Raw genomic sequence first — 3,224 nt, 5'->3', positions numbered from 1 at the left:
TCCGCCGCCGCGCCTCCGAGCTTCTAGACCTTGTCCAGCTGTCGGGGCTGGAAAAGCGCATAGTGCTGGAAGACAAAGCCGACATTGCGATCCTGGATCGACTTGTGCGAGGCGTCCTCGTCGCCGAAGAAGATGTTTCCGCGCGTCGGCCGCTCCAGTCCGGCGATCAGCCTGAGCAGCGTCGTCTTGCCGGAGCCGGACGGCCCCAGCAACGCGATCAGTTCGCCCGACTTGATATCGAGCGACACGTCGTGGAGGGCCGGAAACCGGTCAAACTCCTTGCGCACGTTGGCAACGCGAACTTCCATGCAAATCCCTCTGTCAGTGTCCGCGCGTCGCGGCGATCTCGGCGCCGTAGCGCATCTCGAGAAGTGTTTTCAAGACCAGCGTGACGAGCGCCAGGCCCGCAAGCAATGAAGCGACGGCGAAGGCGCCGACGGCGTTGTACTCGTTATAGAGGATTTCGACATGCAGCGGCATGGTGTTGGTCAGGCCGCGTATATGGCCCGACACCACCGAGACTGCGCCGAACTCGCCCATGGCGCGCGCATTGCACAGGAGCACGCCGTAGAGCAGCCCCCATTTGACGTTGGGCAAGGTCACGTACCAGAAGGTCTGCCAACCATTGGCGCCAAGCGAAAGCGCTGCCTCCTCGTCGCCATTGCCTTGCTCCTGCATCAGCGGGATCAACTCGCGGGCGACGAAGGGGAAGGTGACGAAGATTGTGGCCAGCACGATGCCCGGCACGGCAAACAGGATGACGATGCCGTGCGCTTTCAGCCAGGTGCCGAGCAGCCCCTGGGCGCCGAATAGAAGCACATAGACGAGGCCCGATATGACCGGGGAGACCGAGAAGGGAAGGTCGATCAGCGTGGTCAGGAAGGCCTTGCCCTTGAACTCGAACTTGGCGATCGCCCAGGCGGCGGAGATGCCGAACACAATGTTGAGCGGTACCGAGATCGCGGCGACCAGCAGCGTCAGCCGGATCGCCGAGCGTGTGTCGGGATTGCCGAGCGCTTCGGTGTAGGCACCGATGCCCTTGGCGAAGGCTTCGTTGAAGACGATGATCAGCGGCAAGAGCAGGAAAATGCCGAGGAAGGCAAAGGCGACGGCCATCAGGGCCAGACGCGCCGGGCGGCTTTCCGTGACCGCCGCCGACTGGCTTTCATGGTGCGGTTCGTAAGATTTGATCTCCGGATCAGCCATAGCGCTTGCGGCTCCACGACTGTGCGAGATTGACGACCAAAAGCATGATGAATGACAGGGCGAGCATGATCGCCGCAATCGCGGTTGCCGCCGGGTAATTATATTCCTCCAGCCGGATGACGATCAGCAGCGGCGCGATCTCTGATTTGTAGGGCAAGTTGCCGGCGATGAAGATGACCGAGCCGTATTCGCCGACGCCGCGCGCGAAGGCGAGCGCGAAGCCGGTGACGATGGCCGGCGCCAGGCCCGGAAACAGGATGCGGGTGATGATCTGGAAACGATTGGCGCCAAGGGTGGCCGCGGCTTCCTCCACTTCCTTGTCGATCTCCTCCATGATCGGCTGCACGGTGCGCACGACGAAGGGCAGGCCGATGAAGATCAGCGCGATGACGATACCGAGCGGGGTATAGGCGACCTTGATGCCGAGCGGCATCAGCAATTTGCCGATCCAGCCGTTCGGCGCGTAGAGCGTGGTCAGCGCGATGCCGGCCACAGCCGTCGGCAAGGCGAAGGGCAGATCGACCATGGCATCGACGATGCGGCGGCCGGGGAAGCGGTAACGCACCAGCACCCATGCGACCAGCGTGCCGAAGACGACGTTGACAGCAGCCGCGACGAAGGCAGTGCCGAAGCTGATTCTCAGCGCATTGATGGTGCGGCGATCGGTGGCGATCGCCCAGAATTCAGGCCAGCCAAGGGCGGCCGAGCGCCAGAGCAGCCCGGATAGCGGGATGAGGATGATGAGGGTGAGGTAGGCAAGCGAGAAGCCGAGCGTCAATCCGAAACCCGGAATGACGCTCGGCTGCCTGAATCGCCACCCCGCCTGGGCGGGTGCTGTGGTCATGTCGTCCTGAATATCGACTGCTTACTGGGGCTTGTAGATCTGGTCGAATATACCACCATCGCCGAAATGATAAGGCTGTGCTTTTTTCCAGCCACCAAACTGTGGATCGTCGATGGTTACAAGTTTGATCGGCGGCAGCTTGGCGAGGTCCTCGGCCGGCACCAGATCGGGCTTGGCAGGACGATAATGGTTCTTGGCGATGATCGTCTGCGCTTCCTTGGAATAGAGCCAGCTCAGATAGGCTTCGGCGATCTTGCGCGTGCCCTTGGCATCGACATTGGCGTCGACCACCGCCACCGGCGGTTCTGCCAGGATGGAGGTCGGCGGGTAGACGATGTCGAAATTGTCGGCGCCGAACTCGTCGAGCGCCAGATAGGCCTCGTTTTCCCAGGCGATAAGCACATCGCCGAGACCCTTTTGCGCGAAGGTCACGGTCGAGCCGCGCGCGCCGGTGTCGAGCACCGGGGCATTGGCGTAGAGCTTGCCGACGAACTCCTTGGTCTTGGTCTCGTCGCCGCCGTCATTGGCGTTGGCGTAGGCCCATGCGGCGAGATAGTTCCAGCGCGCGCCGCCGGACGTCTTGGGATTGGGCGTGATCACCTGGACACCGTCCTTGACGAGGTCGCTCCAGTCGTGAATGCCCTTGGGATTGCCCTTGCGCACGAGGAAGATGATGGTCGAGGTGTAGGGCGCCGAATTGTTTTCGAATTTGGTGCGCCAGTCCGGATTGATCTTCTTCGACTTCGAGACGATGGCATTGATGTCGCCTTCGAGTGCCAGCGTCACCACATCGGCGTCGAGGCCGTCGATCACGGCGCGGGCCTGGGCGCCCGATCCGCCATGCGACTGCTGGACGGTGACCGTCTCTCCGGTCTCGGCCTTCCAATGGGCGACGAAAGCTTCGTCATAGGCCTTGTAGAGCTCGCGTGTCGGATCGTAGGAGACGTTGAGAATGGTGGTATCGGCAAACGCGAAACCGAGCGTGCCGAACTGGACAGATGTGGCGACCAGTGCGCCGAGCAGTTTCCTGAAATGAGGTTTGGTCATTTCTGCCTCCGTTGAACCTGCGCCAAATCTACCGAATTGGTAGAAATTAGGTGCATTCAATGTTGCCTTTTTTGCCCCTCTTGAGAAAATGTTCGGCGCCATTTCGTCCTTTGGAGAAATATTTTCC

Annotated in this window: 3 protein-coding genes and 1 pseudogene; all 4 read right to left on the bottom strand. The window is 61.3% G+C overall.

Annotated features, from left to right (window positions below):
- Positions 1-50: 50 nt before the first annotated feature.
- Positions 51-308, bottom strand: a pseudogene (locus EN879_RS29415) (ATP-binding cassette domain-containing protein); the annotation flags it as partial.
- A 13-nt stretch (positions 309-321) separates the two neighbouring features.
- Positions 322-1,206 carry a sulfate ABC transporter permease subunit CysW gene (cysW, locus tag EN879_RS29410; RefSeq protein ID WP_013530874.1) on the bottom strand — a complete coding sequence of 295 codons (885 nt, stop codon included), beginning with the start codon at positions 1,204-1,206 and terminating at the stop codon, positions 322-324.
- Complete coding sequence (gene cysT, locus EN879_RS29405) at positions 1,199-2,050, bottom strand: sulfate ABC transporter permease subunit CysT (protein WP_013530875.1); 852 nt, start codon at positions 2,048-2,050, stop codon at positions 1,199-1,201. Before cysT ends, cysW begins: the two co-directional genes overlap by 8 nt.
- A gap of 21 nt (positions 2,051-2,071) precedes the next feature.
- A complete protein-coding gene (locus tag EN879_RS29400; protein WP_013530876.1) occupies positions 2,072-3,097 on the bottom strand; it encodes a sulfate ABC transporter substrate-binding protein in 1,026 nt (341 codons plus the stop codon).
- Positions 3,098-3,224 lie beyond the last annotated feature (127 nt).

The organism is Mesorhizobium sp. M7A.F.Ca.AU.002.02.1.1, from assembly GCF_003998535.1.
Classification (GTDB): Bacteria; Pseudomonadota; Alphaproteobacteria; order Rhizobiales; family Rhizobiaceae; genus Mesorhizobium; species Mesorhizobium ciceri.
Note: the sequence above shows the minus strand (reverse complement) of the source record. Positions and strands in the feature narration are given on the sequence as shown.

Excerpts from the sequence above, each read along its gene's own strand:
- cysT (WP_013530875.1), bottom strand. The coding sequence starts at position 2,050 with ATGACCACAGCACCCGCCCAGGCGGGGTGGCGATTCAGGCAGCCGAGC.
- cysW (WP_013530874.1), bottom strand. The coding sequence starts at position 1,206 with ATGGCTGATCCGGAGATCAAATCTTACGAACCGCACCATGAAAGCCAG.
- EN879_RS29400 (WP_013530876.1), bottom strand. The coding sequence starts at position 3,097 with ATGACCAAACCTCATTTCAGGAAACTGCTCGGCGCACTGGTCGCCACA.